The 15,584-nt window shown below is 41.9% G+C and carries 18 protein-coding genes; 11 read left to right on the top strand and 7 right to left on the bottom strand.

Going from position 1 to position 15,584, the window contains the following annotated elements; genetic code table 11:
• Position 1 precedes the first annotated feature (1 nt).
• Positions 2 to 778: an SDR family NAD(P)-dependent oxidoreductase gene (locus tag AKG37_RS01455; protein ID WP_060697255.1), complete on the top strand. Its 777-nt coding sequence runs from the start codon at positions 2 to 4 to the stop codon at positions 776 to 778.
• A gap of 61 nt (positions 779 to 839) precedes the next feature.
• Here the strand turns inward: AKG37_RS01455 and AKG37_RS01450 are convergent, their stop codons facing one another.
• Complete coding sequence (locus tag AKG37_RS01450) at positions 840 to 2,168, bottom strand: CoA-disulfide reductase (protein WP_060697254.1); 1,329 nt, start codon at positions 2,166 to 2,168, stop codon at positions 840 to 842.
• A 188-nt stretch (positions 2,169 to 2,356) separates the two neighbouring features.
• Here AKG37_RS01450 and coaA point away from each other — a divergent pair, with 188 nt between their 5' ends.
• Positions 2,357 to 3,316 carry a type I pantothenate kinase gene (coaA, locus tag AKG37_RS01445; protein WP_024428044.1) on the top strand — a complete coding sequence of 320 codons (960 nt, stop codon included), beginning with the start codon at positions 2,357 to 2,359 and terminating at the stop codon, positions 3,314 to 3,316.
• 30 nt (positions 3,317 to 3,346) lie between these two features.
• Here the strand turns inward: coaA and AKG37_RS01440 are convergent, their stop codons facing one another.
• The 4 genes from AKG37_RS01440 to AKG37_RS01425 form a co-directional block, all read right to left on the bottom strand.
• On the bottom strand, positions 3,347 to 4,582 hold the full coding sequence (locus tag AKG37_RS01440) for an MDR family MFS transporter (protein WP_060697253.1): 1,236 nt from the start codon (positions 4,580 to 4,582) through the stop codon (positions 3,347 to 3,349).
• Between the two features lie 209 nt (positions 4,583 to 4,791).
• Positions 4,792 to 5,136, bottom strand: coding sequence for a YolD-like family protein (locus AKG37_RS01435; RefSeq protein WP_060697252.1), 345 nt, complete (start codon positions 5,134 to 5,136; stop codon positions 4,792 to 4,794).
• Positions 5,137 to 5,151: 15 nt separating this feature from the next.
• Entirely contained in the window at positions 5,152 to 6,384 is a 1,233-nt protein-coding gene (locus AKG37_RS01430) for a DNA polymerase IV (RefSeq protein WP_060697251.1), read from the bottom strand.
• Positions 6,385 to 6,539: 155 nt separating this feature from the next.
• Entirely contained in the window at positions 6,540 to 6,989 is a 450-nt protein-coding gene (locus AKG37_RS01425) for a YfmQ family protein (protein ID WP_060697250.1), read from the bottom strand.
• 280 nt (positions 6,990 to 7,269) lie between these two features.
• Between AKG37_RS01425 and AKG37_RS01420 the strand changes: the two genes are divergently transcribed.
• The 5 genes from AKG37_RS01420 to AKG37_RS01400 all read left to right on the top strand — a co-directional run bounded on the left by AKG37_RS01420 (position 7,270) and on the right by AKG37_RS01400 (position 10,967).
• Positions 7,270 to 7,749 carry a GNAT family N-acetyltransferase gene (locus AKG37_RS01420; RefSeq protein WP_060697249.1) on the top strand — a complete coding sequence of 160 codons (480 nt, stop codon included), beginning with the start codon at positions 7,270 to 7,272 and terminating at the stop codon, positions 7,747 to 7,749.
• Positions 7,746 to 8,711: a GNAT family N-acetyltransferase gene (locus AKG37_RS01415; protein WP_060697248.1), complete on the top strand. Its 966-nt coding sequence runs from the start codon at positions 7,746 to 7,748 to the stop codon at positions 8,709 to 8,711. Before AKG37_RS01420 ends, AKG37_RS01415 begins: the two co-directional genes overlap by 4 nt.
• Positions 8,712 to 8,824: 113 nt before the next feature.
• The gene (locus tag AKG37_RS01410; RefSeq protein ID WP_060697247.1) at positions 8,825 to 9,151 is read left to right on the top strand and encodes an iron-sulfur cluster biosynthesis family protein; all 327 of its coding nucleotides are present in this window, start codon (positions 8,825 to 8,827) and stop codon (positions 9,149 to 9,151) included.
• A gap of 12 nt (positions 9,152 to 9,163) precedes the next feature.
• Entirely contained in the window at positions 9,164 to 9,403 is a 240-nt protein-coding gene (locus AKG37_RS01405; protein WP_024422884.1) for a YqkC family protein, read from the top strand.
• A 301-nt stretch (positions 9,404 to 9,704) separates the two neighbouring features.
• Positions 9,705 to 10,967 carry a response regulator aspartate phosphatase gene (locus AKG37_RS01400; protein ID WP_060697246.1) on the top strand — a complete coding sequence of 421 codons (1,263 nt, stop codon included), beginning with the start codon at positions 9,705 to 9,707 and terminating at the stop codon, positions 10,965 to 10,967.
• Between the two features lie 27 nt (positions 10,968 to 10,994).
• Here the strand turns inward: AKG37_RS01400 and AKG37_RS01395 are convergent, their stop codons facing one another.
• On the bottom strand, positions 10,995 to 11,921 hold the full coding sequence (locus AKG37_RS01395) for an alpha/beta hydrolase (RefSeq protein WP_060697245.1): 927 nt from the start codon (positions 11,919 to 11,921) through the stop codon (positions 10,995 to 10,997).
• Positions 11,922 to 12,044: 123 nt separating this feature from the next.
• Between AKG37_RS01395 and AKG37_RS01390 the strand changes: the two genes are divergently transcribed.
• Positions 12,045 to 12,269: a YqkE family protein gene (locus AKG37_RS01390; RefSeq protein ID WP_060697244.1), complete on the top strand. Its 225-nt coding sequence runs from the start codon at positions 12,045 to 12,047 to the stop codon at positions 12,267 to 12,269.
• A 32-nt stretch (positions 12,270 to 12,301) separates the two neighbouring features.
• Here AKG37_RS01390 and AKG37_RS01385 read toward each other — a convergent pair whose 3' ends face one another.
• Positions 12,302 to 13,225: an aldo/keto reductase gene (locus tag AKG37_RS01385; RefSeq protein ID WP_060697747.1), complete on the bottom strand. Its 924-nt coding sequence runs from the start codon at positions 13,223 to 13,225 to the stop codon at positions 12,302 to 12,304.
• Between the two features lie 167 nt (positions 13,226 to 13,392).
• Here AKG37_RS01385 and AKG37_RS01380 point away from each other — a divergent pair, with 167 nt between their 5' ends.
• Genes AKG37_RS01380 through AKG37_RS01370 form a run of 3 tightly spaced genes read left to right on the top strand, consistent with a single transcriptional unit; the run spans position 13,393 to position 15,567 of the window.
• Positions 13,393 to 13,950, top strand: a complete 558-nt coding sequence (locus AKG37_RS01380; protein ID WP_046311676.1) for an NUDIX hydrolase — start codon at positions 13,393 to 13,395, stop codon at positions 13,948 to 13,950.
• Positions 13,947 to 15,122 carry a TIGR00375 family protein gene (locus tag AKG37_RS01375; protein ID WP_060697243.1) on the top strand — a complete coding sequence of 392 codons (1,176 nt, stop codon included), beginning with the start codon at positions 13,947 to 13,949 and terminating at the stop codon, positions 15,120 to 15,122. Before AKG37_RS01380 ends, AKG37_RS01375 begins: the two co-directional genes overlap by 4 nt.
• Positions 15,115 to 15,567, top strand: a complete 453-nt coding sequence (locus tag AKG37_RS01370; protein ID WP_060697242.1) for a GNAT family N-acetyltransferase — start codon at positions 15,115 to 15,117, stop codon at positions 15,565 to 15,567. Before AKG37_RS01375 ends, AKG37_RS01370 begins: the two co-directional genes overlap by 8 nt.
• Positions 15,568 to 15,584: the final 17 nt, after the last annotated feature.

Below are 15,584 nucleotides of genomic sequence, written 5' to 3'. Positions count from 1 at the left end.
AATGGGGCGATTGACAGGAAAGAGAATTTGGATTACAGGCGCTTCTGGTGGTATTGGTGAAAAAATGGCGTACTTGGCAGCAGTAGAAGGCGCAGAGATCATTATTTCAGCAAGACGAACGGAAAAGCTTACAGGTGTGAAAGAAAAAATTATGAGCGCTGGAGGAGTGTGTCACATTGCTCAGCTTGATGTCAGTCAGCTTGAGGACATTGATCGCGCGTATGAAGAAGTAGGGCCGGTCGATATTTTGGTCAACAATGCCGGCTTCGGTGTTTTCGATCTCGTCGAAGATGCGTCCATCGAAGAAATGGTGTCGATGTTTGAGGTGAATGTGTTTGGCTTGATCGCCTGCACGAAAAAGGTCATCCCAGAGATGAAACAAAGAGGGCAGGGACATATTATCAATATCGCATCCCAGGCAGGAAAGATTGCGACTCCCAAATCAGCCATTTATTCTGCATCAAAGCATGCCGTCCTTGGATTTTCAAACAGCCTTAGAATGGAGCTGGCAGACTGCGGGATTCACGTCACGACGGTGAATCCAGGACCGATTGCCACAGACTTCTTTACCATCGCTGATCGCAGCGGTGAATATGTGAAGAACGTGGATTTCATGATGCTGAGTGCAGACAAGGTGGCTGGGAAGGTCGTATCAGCCATGATGACGAAAAAAAGAGAGATTAATCTGCCTGGCTGGATGAATGCTGGCAGTAAATTGTATCAATTATTCCCATTTTTATTTGAAAAAGCAGCACGCAAAGCGATGATGAAAAAATAAAAAAGAAACCGGTCATGAACTGGTTTCTTTTTTGATGTAAGGCTTCATTTTGACAGTCTTTCTATATCCGTCTTGCTGCTTGCTGAAGCGGGTCCCATACACTATTAAAAGGCGGTGCATAGCTAATATCTAAATCTTCAAGGTCTGTGATGGTCAGCTCCTGGTAAAGGGCCGCTGCCATCACATCGATCCGTTTATCGACACCGCTTTTGCCGATGATTTGGGCACCAAGCAAGGTGTTATCATCACTTCTGTAGATCAGTTTGACTTTCATTTTCTGCGCATCTGGATAATACCCTGCATGATCCGTACTGTCAATGGTGATGGTGGAGAAAGGAATGTCCGCTTCTTTTGCTTCTTTTTCTGATAAGCCTGTTCGTCCCGCTGTCACGTCCATAAATTTCATGACTGCTGTTCCGGTCACGCCTTGAAATGCCCGGTTTGTCCCTGTCATATGAAAGCCTGCGATTCTTCCTTGTTTATTCGCAGTGGTGCCGAGCGGAATATAATCCAGTGATTTTTTGATGCGATGATAAGTCGCTGCGCAATCCCCGGCAGCATAAATGTCCTTTACATTGGTTTGCATGTATTCATTCACGGCAATGGCACCATTTTGAAGCCTCTTGATGCCTGCACGTTCTAAAAAGGATGTTTGCGGAGTGACGCCGATGGCTATGATCACCATATCTGTTTGAATGGTTTGTTTGTCAGTTTGAACAGCTGTGACATGTGACTGTCCCTCTAATGTCTGCACCGTTTCTCCAAGCGATACGTGGATGCCTTGGGCGTCTGCTTCCTCTTTAAGGTGTGTGGCCATATCAGGGTCAAAGCCCGGTCCAAGTGTTGAACCCCGCTGAATGATATGAACGTCTTTTCCAAGCGCTTTTAAATTTTCTGCCATTTCTAAGCCAATATATCCACCGCCGATGATGGTGACATGTGTGATATCCTTTTTTAATTGATCTAAAATGGACAGCGCATGCGGAATGGTTTTTAATATGTGAACGCCTTCTAATGGCTGTCTGTCTAAATCGAGTGTGACAGGGCTTGCGCCTGTCGCAATTAAGAGCCGGTCATAGCTTTCTGTAAAGGGTTCTTTTGTTTTCGTATGATGACCTGACACTGTTTTTTGCTCTGGGTCAATGGAGGTCACTTCGTGTAAGCATCTAGCGTCAATTCCATATTTGTCACGAAAGGTTTCAGCACTGCGTGCGATCAGCTTTCTGTGATGATCAATGAGACCGCCGATCAAGTAGGGGAGTCCGCACTGCCCATATGAGAAAATTTCTCCTTTTTCAAAAGCGACAATGTGTGCATCTGGATCCTCTCTATATATTTGCATCGCACAGCTCATTCCTGCTGCATCTCCGCCAATCATCACATATTTCATTTGGTGTGCTCCCTTCTATCTATCGTACTGAATACTCTTATTTACCCTCATTTTCCTTTTTTTAATGCTTTTTTTCGCAAAAGAAGCAAACTTTAGTTGAAAAATAAAGACAGCGCCTTCATTTTAAGCTACAATCGGATTATCGTCTTTTTGGGTTACGAGTTTAGTGAAGATTGGTGGGAAAGACTTTGAGTGATACGCGATTAGATTTTAATACGCTATATACGCGCCATACGAGAGAGGCCTGGGCAGCTCTTGGTGAATATATGCCGGTATCTGTTTCAGAAGAGGAAGCGAGAGCGCTTCAAGGATTAAATGACTATTTATCGCTTGAAGAAGTTCGAGATATTTACATACCACTTATTCGTTTTCTGACATTACATGTCTTTGCAGAAAAACAAAAAAATCAGCATGTGAATGCCTTTTTAAACTATCCGCATCATGCCAAAATTCCTTTTTTAATTGGGATTGCTGGAAGTGTAGCTGTCGGGAAAAGCACAACGGCTCGTATCATTGAAACGCTTTTATCAAGACTTGGAGATGGACTGAAGGTGAGTCTTGTGACAACGGATGGCTTTTTATATCCTCAAAAAGAATTAAAAGATCGAGGACTGATGGAAAAGAAAGGCTTCCCTGAAAGCTATGATGTTAAGGCTCTGCTGTCTTTTTTAAATGAATTAAAATCAGGTAAACAAACTGTACATGCCCCGGTATATTCGCATCTGACCTATGACCGGCTTGAAGGGGTGTATGAAACAGTAGAGGATGCTGATATTGTCATTATTGAAGGAATCAATGTGCTCCAATCACCGGCGCTGGATGATCTAAAGGATGAACCGCGTGTGTTTGTATCAGATTTCTTTGATTTTTCGATTTATGTAGACGCCGCTGAAACGCAAATTCAATCATGGTATAAAGAACGGTTTCGTTTGCTAAGGGAAACGGCCTTCCAAGACCCTGAATCCTTCTTTCATCAATATAAAGATTTGACGGATGAAGAGGCAGATCAGATGGCAAGCACGATTTGGAATACCGTGAATCGCCCTAATTTATATCAAAATATTTTACCGACAAAATATCGAGCTGATCTCATTTTGAAAAAAGGCGATCAGCACAAGGTGGAAGAGATCGCCATCCGCCGGGTATAAAGAAAAACCGCTCAAAGGAGAGCGGTTTTTTTAATGACCTCCACTTATTTTAACAGCTACGGCAGCCGCCGATCGTTTTTTCAGGCGATAGTACCCAATGAGTAAGAACGGGACACCTGCGATGGTAATGATCGACAAGACCGAAAAAATGGAGAGGGGATGGGCTGCGCCAAAATAGTCAATACACAGTCCGCCGACAAATGGTCCGACCACGCTGCCGAGCTGAGAAAACCCCATCGCACCAAAGTACGATCCCTTCACTTCAGGCTTGGCAATATTGTCTATAAAAAGATCCATCATCGCAAACAGCAGAACTTCCCCAATTGTAAACACAACAATGATGAAAGCAAGCATGCCGAGACTCTGTGAAAAAGCAATGGCAAACAAACTGCCGGCAAGAATAATATTCCCAGTAGTCAGCGACAAAATGGTGGAGTAGCGCTTGGCAATCATGATGAGCGGGTATTGTATGACAATCACAACGACTGCATTTAAAGATAAAAGATATCCAAACAGTTTAGGTCCATCCTCAATAAGCGGTGACGCTGATAAATATTGAGGAAGTGTTGAGCTTAAATGCGAATATCCGAATGAACATAAGGTAACACCGATGAGAATAATGCTAAAGACCGTATCTTTTTGGATAATGGAAAGAGCTTTTTTGACGCTGATTTGTTTCGTGCTTTCTGGAGCAGCCACTGGATGCCTCTGAAATTGCCAGGCCAGCGTTAATCCGTATAACAAATAAATGAAGGCAGCAACGAGAAATGGAAAGGTCGTTTTCGATGACCCGAGATATAAGCCAAGCAGCGGGCCGAAGATCACACCAATATTAACGGCTGTATACCGTAAATTAAAAACAAACAACCGAATACTAGACGGGGTGACATCAGATAAGAGCGCCTTAGACGTTGGTTCAAACAGTGCCCGGCACAGTCCGTTTAAAGCGTTCATGAGAAAGAAGACCCAAATGGCATCTGCAAACGCAAAGCCAACAAAGACAAGTGACCAGCCGAAAATGGATAGCAGCATCACCTTCTTTCTGCCGATTCGGTCAGAAACATAGCCGCCGTAAAAGCTCGCAACGATCCCAATAAGAGAGCTGACGGCAATGATTAGCCCAGCTGAAGAAGCTGAGGCCCCTTTGACTTGTGTTAAATAAACGGCTAAAAAAGGGATGCTCATGGACGTCGCCATTCGGCCGAATATAGTGCCGATGATGATCGTCCAACTAAGTGGATGTAAAGTACGTAAGTTATTTTTCATGCTGTTTCTCCCCTGAGTGTTAAGATGTTCCAATCATACATGAAAAATTGTGCGAATTAAATACACAATTTGATGGAGGAGACATCCGTCGTATGGTAGAGGAGCTTAAATACTTGCAAATTTGGAGAGCATGTTCTTTGCTCTGGGTCTTTTAGGCGTCATATTTTTTAGAAAAAAGAATTTTGATTGCTTTGATGTCATTGGCAACATCAATCAAGATCAATCGCAACAATTTGCTGCAAGGACAGGTGGAGAACATCTTCATCATTGACGATTTTTATACGCTGCGTTTCATAATGAATGGTTTTCACCCAGCCCCAAAACTGCTCTTTCATACCTGCTTCGGCATATGTCACGCAAATGGCTTGATCCTCGGTAATCGACTGCGTGATCAAAAAATTCATTTCCTCCAGCTGATCGGTACTCAGCGGGGGAGGGGTGTATTCTTTTTTCTTCCGTTTTTGAGCAAGCAGCTGTTCACGGTGCTCTGGCAGCATCATTCGGCTTGATTCCCACATGATGTTGTATCCGGGTGTTAATTTATTGGGATTCATAGCTGTTCGCCTCCGTTATTTGTAATGTCCACCAATTTTTTCGGCGCGGTGATACGCCTGCCCTGCACTTGTCAGTGACGAAGCGTGCAGCAGTGCAGCAGGTCCATACTTCATATGGATCGCATCAAATACTTTGCTGAGTCTGTCTTTTTTAAAAGGATGATCAAATAAACTCAGCTGATATTGGCTGTCAGGCTGCAGCTGTGAGAGCGTAATACCTACACTGCGAATAGGCTGGCCGTCCCAGTGTTTCTGGCATAGCTGAATGGCTGCATCTGCAATATCTGTCCCATACTGTGTGGGGGAATGGAGCTTGATTTGTCGATGAAATCCAGTCGGGTGAGAAAAATCAGCGCCTCTTACGCCAACAGACACTGTTTGCCCAACATAATGCTTAAAGCGTGCACGTCTTGCCACTTCCTCACTTAATTCAAGAAGGGCGACTTTGATGTCCTCAAAAGCCGCATAATCATGGGGGAGGGTCATATGATGCCCGACCGCTTTTTGCTGATCATGTGTGTGAATAGTGACCGGGGAGGGATCATGCCCTAAAGCTGTTCGCTGCAGAAGCTCCCCGTTAATTCCCCAGCGTTTTTTTAGCCGGTCTACCGGATAAGTAGCAAGCGTCCCAATAGTACTGATGCCCATTCGTTTTAAATGGTGCTCCATCCGTCTGCCGACGCCAAATAATTTTCCAATTGGAAGCGGCCATAAATCAGCCGCAACCCGGTCTGCACAAAGCTCATAGATGCCAGATGTGTTTTTTTTAGCAAAATGGTCACAGGCCATTTTAGCGAGCACTTTATTAGGACCGATGCCGACACGTGCGTAAATGCCAGTCTGGTTCATAATGGTTGTTTGTATATTTTGAGCGATCTCCCGGGGAGAACCGAGTAGTGTCAGGCTCCCTGTAATATCGAGAAATTGTTCATCGATTGAATAGGGTTCGACAAGATCTGTGTATTGTTCAAGCAGTTCTGTCATCATGACAGAAACATCAAGGTAGCGCTGCATACGTGGCCGTACAACGACGGCTTCAGGGCATTTCTCCTTTGCTTCCCATAATCTTGATGCATTTTGGACGCCCCGTTTTTTAGCGAGCGGGCACGCTGCAAGTACGACTCCGCTCCGCCGCTCGGGGTCTCCTGAGACGATGAGCGGTACATCCTTCAAGTGGGGAGCCTCTACTTTTTCGACTGACGCATAAAATGACTGCATATCCACAAGCAGAATGGCTCGTTCATTCATTGTTTTCACCTCTTAGAACGTATGTTCTGTATTATTGTAACCGTCAGGAGGCAAAATTGATACTGGTAAATCATTCAAAGAGAAGAGTGTCAATCCATACAAAAAAGACGAAGTGTTTTCCACTTCGTCTTTTTTGATGCAAAATAATCGTATGTTTAAGCGTGTGCTAAGTTGTGGGATGTTTGGAGTGGCTCAGAGCGCAAACGATAGGCCGTTAATTTTTTCTTAGGCTTATGTGTAAACTGCCGCACTACATCCACGTGGTCATCGTAATGGTACAGATAAAGGGTCACATCATGCTTCCCAAGCTTTGTCTGCATCGTAAGCGGTGTCGGCCCTTCCTGCGGATGAAGAAAACGTTCTTCGTCACCAGGGTAAATATAATAGCGTTCAATAAAGATCGCATCATTAAAATGTTGAATAATTTCAGATGTTTGCTGATCATCAAGTGGACGTCCTTGAAACGTCATCGTTGTTTGATCACTTGTTACTTTTGAATGCACTGCATAACGACTAAAAAGGCGTTCAACAACACCAGAAGGCAGTGAAGTGACAAGCAGCTTTAAAAGACTAAACACAACAAGTGAAGTAACAATCCAAACCAATATCATCATCTCCAATAAACTTTTGTTCCATTTCCTACATGAACTAATCTTAACATAAAAAAAGAATGAAACTTTCGCACAAAAAGTGAACTTTTTGAAATAAGTGTGAAGATTTAAAAGGAGATGCCAGCAAAAGGCCGAAGAACCAACAAAGCTAAAAGGAAAAAAGGCTGACACGTGTCTTTACAAACAATTGATTGGACAGGTAGACTATTGAAACAATTGATTTTTGGTGAAAAAGAGAGCGGTAAAACCAAAAATGAAAAGGGGCGAGGCCATCATGATACGTCAAGTGAAGCCGTCAGATTTTTATGCCGTCACATCCGTCATCCAAAGCTGGTGGGGAGGCAGAGATTTGCGTGCAAAATTGCCAAAGCTATTTTTTGAACATTTTCAGCAAACAAGTTTTGTCGTTGTTGAAAAAGGTGAACTGATCGGCTTTTTAGTCGGTTTTTTATCGCAATCTCATTCAGATGAAGCATATATTCACTTTGTTGGAGTACATCCAGACCACCGAAAATTAAAGATCGGCAAAATTCTCTATCAAGCGTTTTATGAAGCGGCTGAAAAGGAAGGAAGAACAACGATTAAGGCCGTCACAGCTCCTGTTAACAAAGTCTCGATTGCTTACCATACAAAGCTCGGTTTTCAGATCGAAAAGGGAGATAAAACAGTGGAAGGCATCTCGGTTTTTTCAGATTACGATGGTATTCATGAAGATCGTGTGCTATTTGTGAAAAAACTGGAGGCAAAAGCATGATCATCAGACTGGATCAAAAAAATAAAGAACAAGCAAAACAGCTATTACATATCCAATTGGCCGCATATCAGCGGGAGGCAGAGCAAATTGGCTATCAAGATTTACCGCCCTTAAAAGAAACGGTTAAAGATATTATGGAAACAGATGAGATTTTCATAGGGTTTGAAAAAGAGGGTCATTTGTTAGGAATCGCTTCATATGAAATGCATGAGGACCGAATTGTCCTCTGCCGATTAGCTGTGCATCCTCAGCATATCCATCAAGGAATCGGAACAGAGCTCATGCAAGCCATTATCCAGCAGCAAAAAACAATCGAGCTCACAACAGCGGAAGCGAATATACCAGCAATCAAGCTCTATGAAAAACTAGGGTTTAAACAGAAGAGCCGTTTGCAGGTGGAAAACAATCTGGTGTTAACAAAGATGGAATGTTCGATGCTTCGAAAGGTGGAAGTGATTGAATACCAATCGAGCTGGTCAGAACAATTTCAAGATGAGCATGACAAGCTGAAAAAGATAGTTGGCGACAACTGGATATATGGCCACCACATTGGCAGTACGTCAGTCAAAGGAATGGCCGCTAAGCCAATTATTGATATCTTGCTAGAGGTCAAGCATATCAGTGGCTTAGATGAATGTAACCACTTATTTCGTCAGCTAGGATATGAACCGCTCGGAGAGAACGGACTCAAAGGAAGACGTTTTTTTAGAAAAGGCGGCTTAAACCAAACACATCACGTTCACGCCTATGAAGCTGGTCATGATGATGTAAAAAGGCATTTGGTGTTCCGTGATTATTTAAAAGCTGCACCTGAGCGTGCCAAGGCCTATGCAAATAAAAAGCGTCAATTGGCAAAAGCTTATCCGGAGGATATGGCAAGTTATATCAATGGAAAAGATGCCATCATTAAAGAAATTGAACAAGAAGCGTACAATTGGTCAAAGCAGTATAAAGACAAATGATAACCATGATATAGAACATGGTATGCTGAAGTGAGAACTGACAGGGCGTGAACATGTTTAATTGATGGCGGATATGTTACAATGTAACAATCAACGAAAAAAGGATGTTCGGCATGTATATTCATATAACAGAACCAGCAGCAGCGTTCCTTACAAAACGACAAGCAGAGCATGAAACAAAAGAACTGCTCCTTCGCTATGATTCAGATGGATGCGGCTGTGCGGTAAGCGGTGTCCCAATGATTTGGCTCACAGGTGAAAGAACAGGTGAGTGGGAAGAGATCAAGCATAATCAGCCCTTTAAGCTGTACATACACACGGCACAAAAGGTCTTTTTTGATGAGGAAATGACGATTGATTTTAATGAAAAAGCCAACACACTCATGTTGAAAAGTCCTCAACAAATACTCAGCCCGAGAATGGGTATACTTGTAAAGTAAGGTGGAAATGTAGTGGATCAAAAGCTAAAAGTGATACAAAACACGGCACAAAATAAAACGTGGGTGTCGTTTTTAAATAATAATCACCCCTATAGCCTTTTGCACTGGTCAATAGGTGGAATGGATTCTGTGAAAAAGGATGTTTGGCTACTTCAGGATGAAGTCACATTTGAAACGGAAGAATTTCCAACGCTCGAATTAGCTGTCAATTGGATCAAAGAGAATATGGATCAAGTAACAGATGTATTATAAAAACCCTTTTTCGGAAGGGTTTTTTTCGTGCATTCATCATCTCATCAAACAGCACCGTTGTCTAATCTAAAAAATGGTCTTTTGAGACAGAAAAAAGCCATTTTTCAACAAAAAACTCGACAAAATGAGAAAACTAGAAATAAAAAATAATGGCTGTGAATGCCGAAAAATAGGCATTTGAAGCGTTTATTGCGGGATACCGAAAACTTTGCGAAAAATGACTTTTCATATTTCTTCCATTCGAGGAAATGTGATAGAATACAACATGTATCGTATATGAGAAGGGAGGTGCTAAAGTGAATTGAAGCTCAAGTTGTCATCGCCTCAGGTTGGAATCAAAATAAACGAATGGTATAGGCAGATTTGCGGATTTCATGTGATGAAAGCAGAGAAGCTGAAGGCGGAAATCGAGCAGGAAATCCTGGAGATGGAGCAGGATCAAAATTTGTTATTGTTTTACCAGCTGATGGATTTTCGCCATAAGGTGATGCTTGAATATTTTGAACCGGCAAAAAAAGCCTCGAATGATGAAGAGATTAAAAATTTGCTGAAAACGATTGAACATTCGCAAACAAAATTAACGGATATGCTTGAATACTATGTTCATTTTTTCACAGGAATGTTTGAATTTGAACAGAGAAACTATTTAAGTGCTATTGCTTATTACCGTTCAGCAGAAAAAAAGCTCAATCTCATATCAGATGATATAGAAAGAGCAGAATTTTACTTTAAATTAGCAGAAATTTACTACCACATGAAACAAACCCACTTTTCGATGCACTATGCCTTGCAAGCGTTAGATACGTATTCTGCCTACAGAACGTACACGCTGAGAATCATCCACTGTGAATTTGTCATCGGTGCAAACTATGATGATTTGAAATGCTATGAACATGCATTGCCCTACTTTAAAAATGCTCTAAAGCGAGCACGCTCAATTGGAAACCCTCGAGTCATAGGTTCGGCCCTTTTCAACTTAGGTAACTGTTATTATCAAATGAATGACCTTGCGGAAGCAAGCCGTTATCTGAAAGATTCTATTGAAGTGTTTGAAAAGGAGAATTTAACCCATCTTAATCGCTCTCTAGACCCACTATTTATGCTGACACAAATCCTGTTTAAACAAAAACAAATAGAAGAGTCGTTAACCCTCTATCAACAAGGTATTATGAAGGCCTGTGAATTAGAAGACGAAATTTACATCTGCAAATTTCAGTTCTTAAAAGCATTATACGTTGATGCAGAAATAACAATCATAGACGATACATTAGACCTGCTGGAGGACAAGCGCTTATACCCGGATATTGAGGAATTGGCACTTGATGCGGCTCATTATTACAATGAGCTTGGACTGTTTGAAGTATCTACCCGGTTTTACGAAAGGAAAATTCAAGCCATATCAAAAATTCAAAATGGGGGTCATTTATATGAAAACGAGTTTGATAGTTCTTTTATTGGCAGCAACTGCAGGATTATCGGTCATGAGTCAGCAGCAATCGGAAGAGAGCCATATGGAGCTTGCGGGCAGACATCATACAACAGTGGTGACTATCGCATAAGTTAGCTCAAAAGGAGGGGGGCGAACTGCTGTTCATTCTCCTCTTTTATTTTCATTCAATTTAAATTTTTGAAGAAATGCTTGAATTTCTTGCTCATAAGCTTCCTTATTTTCACTAAAAGACATTGCATGCGCACCGTGTGGCGCAATAAATAGCTGTTTATCACCCTTTTTTCGTGCAAATAACTGCTGACTTTGCTCACAAGGGATATAGTCGTCATGGCGGCTATGAATAAAAAGTACAGGTTCTTTCACCTGATCGATTACATCAAGAGGGGAAACTTGCCGGATGCGGTATCCGTCCCGCCATTTTAACACTTGATCACTTAGTGGAAGAATCCATTGCCCTGAAAGACGAAAATCTGTTTTTAATCGATGCAAAAGCTGATCCTCAAAAGAAGCAAAAGGACAATCTGCAATGTAAAAATTGGCGTTTGCTTCCGGCTTTGCAGCATATAACAAGGTCGTGACTGCGCCCATTGACTCACCGTGTATCCCAATGATGGCATTTTCCCCGAGTCGTTGTCTAATCCACTTGACGACCTGCGCAAGATCTTCTTTTTCATAGTATCCATAACTCGTGGTTTCCCCGCCGCTCATCCCATGTCTTCTATGATCATAAAGCATCACATTCCATCCGAGCTTTTGGAATAATTTCATATACTTAACGGAATTAATTAAACTGACGGTAACGCCATGGCAAAGCACAATAGTTCGTGTTGTATGTGGATACGGCACAAAATAGCCATGAAGGTTATACCCAAATACTGACGGTATACACACTTTCTCTTTGTAAAGCTGTTGAAATTCCTCGTGATGATAATGCCCTTCATCTGATTCCCGTTTAATAAGCTCCTCATCTGTTAATTTTCGAATATACATCATTTTATTGGTGAAAAAAATGCCGATTGCAGCGAGTGGACACAATATCAAGACAAGTATAGCGATCCATTTCTTCATCTAGCCAATTCTTCCTTTCCGAAGTTTTTTCTATGAAGATCATACCACATGTTAGGAGATTGGCGTGACTCTTGCTTAGGAAATAAAACGGATGATACACTAAGTCAAAAGGAGAGAGTCACAATGAAAAAGACCAATCAAGATCAAGCGAAATTAAAGGATGGCATAAATGATGATGTCAAACAACAGCTTCTTCAAATGAAGCAGAACCTTGCCGTTGAGACAGAAAAAAGAGAAGAACAAAAACGACAAGACCTCCTTCGACAGCAAAAAGAAAAAGAAAAAAATAAAAGCTTTTCAGAGCTGCTAGATGAGAGCCATTTAGACTGGAGAAAATATAAAAGCTAAAAAGAGATCACATCATGTGATCTCTTTTCATTTTATTTGAACCGGTGCGCCTCATACACAGATGGTTTTGTATAGTAAGTTAATGCTTTGGCTTCTTGATCGCTTAAAGAGCGGGCATTTGCCGCTGCCACATTTTCTTTTAACTGTTTTACCGAGCTTGCGCCAAATACAACGGAACTGACCGCAGAATGCTTAAGTAAGTATTGAATGGATAGTTCAGTGAGTGATAGGTCATAGGCGATTTTTTTTAAAGAAGGAATGACCTGCTGGAGCTCTTCGTATGAATATTGAAGATAGCCATTCTTTTGAATCGCTGCACTTGCTTGCGAAAGTGGTTTTTCAGTTAATAATCCTTTCGCTAAAGGACCTCTTGCGACGACACTAATGCTTTGTTCTTCAAGAAGGGAGAACCATTCTTCTGGGCGGCGGTCGAGTAAACTATATTGCATCATCACGCTCACGATGTTCGACTTTTTGGCGTATTCTTTAATGACATTCGGGCGAATAGAAGAGATGCCATAATAACGAACAACGCCTTCTTCCACTAATTCTTCAAAAGCCTCAATGGTCTCGTCAATGGGATCTTCAATCGTGCCGCCGTGCAATTGATATAAATCAATATAATCTGTTTGAAGGCGTTTGAGGCTTTGTTTGACTGCTTCTTTTATGTATGCTTTTGAAGGGTCCCAGTCCCAGCCTGTTTTGCCTTTTTCAAAGCGGTTACCGGCTTTTGTTGCCAAAATCAAATCTTGCCGTCTATTTTTAATGGCTTCTCCGACAATTTCCTCATTTGTCCCAAAATCATATAAATCGGCTGTATCCAAGTAGTTAATTCCAAGATCAATCGCCTCATCTAATAAAGAGAGCGCTTTTTCTTTTTCAGTTCCAAGAGACATACAGCCTAATGCCGCCTCACTCACCAAGAGATCTGAGGTGCCAATTCGTCTTTTTTTCAATTCCATCACACTCCTATCCTTTCACATTAAGTGAAAAAAATCAGGAATTCAAGCTAGGCGATTTCAAATGGCGCATTGAAGCAAGCGATCGCTTTTCGCTTCTCTTAAATCATCTATGTTAAAATAAATGAAGTAAAAAGTGAAAGTAGAACGAGGAGCTGACAAAATTGAAAGACTTTGAAGAAAAAACATTATCGTCGAAAGAATTATATAACGGAAAAATCATTGATTTGGTACTTGAAGATGTAGAATTACCAAACGGAAAACAAGGTAAACGTGAAATCATTAAACATCCGGGTGCAGTAGCTGTCATTGCACGTACAGATGAAAATAAAATCATCTTGGTTAAGCAATACCGTAAAGCACTGGAGAGAGCCATCGTGGAAATTCCGGCTGGAAAACTAGAAAAAGGGGAAGAGCCGGCACATACTGCATTGAGAGAATTGGAAGAAGAGACAGGGTACACAACTCAGCAGCTTCAAAAGCTGACCGCCTTTTATACATCACCTGGTTTTGCAGATGAAATTGTCCACATCTATTTAGCGGATCAGCTAGTTCCGCTTGAAGAAAAAAGAGAGCTGGATGAAGATGAATTTGTCGAAGTGATGGAAGTTTCATTAGAAGAAGCCTTGCACCTCATTGAAAAGCAGCACATTTATGATGCAAAAACAGCCTATGCCATTCAATACTTACAGCTGCAAGAGGTACTAGAGTCAACAAAATGAAAGAGTTTTTTGCAGACATCCATATTCATATTGGCAGAACAAGAACAGGCAGAGCTGTCAAAATTACAGGTGCAAGGTCACTAACAATTGACCAAATTCTCATTGAAGCAGCGCAAAGTAAAGGAATGGGGATGATTGGTGTGATTGATGCACAATCTCCAGAAGTCCTTGAAGAGTTAATAGAGGGTGTCGAGAAAGGTACGTACTCTGAACTAGAAGACGGCGGCCTATCATTTGGACAGACAGTGCTGCTTTTAGGCAGTGAATTAGAAATCAATGACGAGCATTCAAAGGGTCCAATTCACGTGCTTGCATTTATGCCCACACTAGACAAGATGTCTGAGTTTTCTGCATGGCTTTCTCTTCATATGAAAAATGTGCATTTGAGTTCACAGCGCCTCTATGTTGATGGGAAAACACTTCAGCGCAAGGTTAAGGAGCTGGGAGGATTGTTTATTCCTGCTCATATTTTCACACCGCATAAAAGCCTATACGGTAAAGGGGTCAACACTTCTTTAACGGAAGTATTTGATCCAGATCTCATTGATGCTGTTGAGCTTGGTCTTAGCTGTGATACGTCCATGGCGTCTCATCTAAGTGAGCTGGACCGTTATCCCTTTTTAACGAATTCAGATGCTCATTCTTTAGGGAAAATTGCGCGAGAATATACAAAAATTCAAATGAATCATGCTTCCTTTGCTGAATTCAAGCTAGCCCTTGAAGGAAAAGATGGCAGAGCCATCACTGGAAATTATGGACTTGCCCCTCGGCTTGGGAAGTACTATCATACGACCTGCGAGAAATGCGGGGAAAGACCTCGCGCGCTAGACCAAGAAAAGTGCCACGAATGCGGGCATACCCGAATGACAAAAGGGGTGAGTGAGCGTTTAAAGGAGCTTGCTGACCAAGAAAGCGAAAAAGGAACGAGACCTCCTTATATTCATCAGCTCCCGCTTCAGTTTATTCCGGGTGTTGGACCCAAAACGCTAGAGAAGCTAAAATCCGTTTTTCACACGGAAATGAATATTCTTCATCAAGCTACAGAACAAGAACTAAAAGCTGTGCTTCCAGAAAAAACAGCGGGCTACATCATAAAAGCAAGGAAAGGTGAAGTCGGACTGATCGCTGGTGGAGGCGGAGTGTACGGTAAGGTGGATATGAATCATGAATGAAATGAAATGGACATGTCAAACGTTTGAACAGCTGTCAAAAGAGGATCTTTACCTGATTCTTATGGAAAGAGTCAATGTGTTTGTTGTAGAACAAACATGTCCTTACCCTGAAATTGATTACCGGGACCAAGAAGCGCTTCATCTCGTTGCAAAAGAAGATAACGCGATTGTCGCTTATTGCCGCATCTTCCAAAGCGGAATCATGTACAAAGAAGCTTCCATCGGCCGTGTTCTTGTGACGCAGGCCGGCCGGAAAAAAGGCTACGGGAAAATCCTGCTTGATAAGGCAATTGAAAAGCTGAATGAGTTAGGTGAAACAAGGATTAAAATTCAGGCGCAGGCATATTTAAAATCATTCTACGAATCATTCGGCTTCAAAGTCGTTTCAAATTGTTATGACGAAGATGGAATTCCCCATCTTGATATGGTGAGAGAAGAAAGATAGACGTGTATACGTCTATC

It is taken from the genome of Bacillus australimaris (genome assembly GCF_001307105.1).
Lineage (GTDB): Bacteria > Bacillota > Bacilli > Bacillales > Bacillaceae > Bacillus > Bacillus australimaris.
The sequence above is the reverse complement of the archived record's forward strand: the minus strand, read 5'-3'. Positions and strand labels throughout refer to the sequence as shown.